The sequence below is a fragment of the Ancylomarina sp. 16SWW S1-10-2 genome, assembly GCF_009669305.1.
Classification (GTDB): domain Bacteria; phylum Bacteroidota; class Bacteroidia; order Bacteroidales; family Marinifilaceae; genus Ancylomarina.
In genome coordinates this window covers 1-617 of record NZ_SADB01000136.1, presented here as the reverse complement: position 1 = coordinate 617, position 617 = coordinate 1, and the positions used below count along the sequence as shown (strand labels likewise).

General features: G+C 52.8%; 1 protein-coding gene. It reads right to left on the bottom strand.

The genetic code is table 11. From position 1 onward, the window contains the following. Positions 1–323: 323 nt before the first annotated feature. A partial coding sequence (locus tag EMN46_RS18765; protein ID WP_154202551.1) for a helix-turn-helix domain-containing protein occupies positions 324–617 on the bottom strand: 294 nt, incomplete at its 5' end.

The window sequence follows — 617 nt, the reverse complement described above, 5'->3', positions numbered from 1 at the left end:
ACTGACCGCTCCACTGGTTGTTGATGTCGAAGAACGGTCGCAGCGCTTCACACGCCGCAGGAAAAATTGCCCGCAGGGGTGCGTTGTTTCGGCGCTCTGACGCCAAGCCATTGTCGGACATGACTGCCTTTCTGAAGTGTTAGACATTCTAGGAATCAGGGTCGAGCAGCAGCTTGATGTGTATCAAATTGCTTTGGGTGCGTGCCATTCAAAATTGCCACACTAAAGGTTTCTGCAGGGGCCGTGAAGTTTCGGAATTCTGGACTTGGCGCTAAGCAGCCGTTAGTGTCCGAATCCATACGCAAGTTTCTGTGGCTTCATGTTCAACTCGAATCTCTGATGGCTCGAGTTCCTTTACCCAGTTTTCTACGCAATAAGGTGCGCAATGTCACACCATCGGAGTAGCCAACCATTTCCGCGATCCGGTCGAGGTTGTGATTGCTGGTTTTACGCAGATGGACCGCCTGTTCAATTCGCAGGTCTTGTACATACGCGACTGGCGTTTTGCCAAGTACGTCATGCAGCCGCCTTGCCAAGGTGCGCTTGCTGGTCGCAAGAGCATCAGCAGCAGCGTCCAGATTGAACCCCTGCGTCAGATTGGTCCGTACCCAACGATC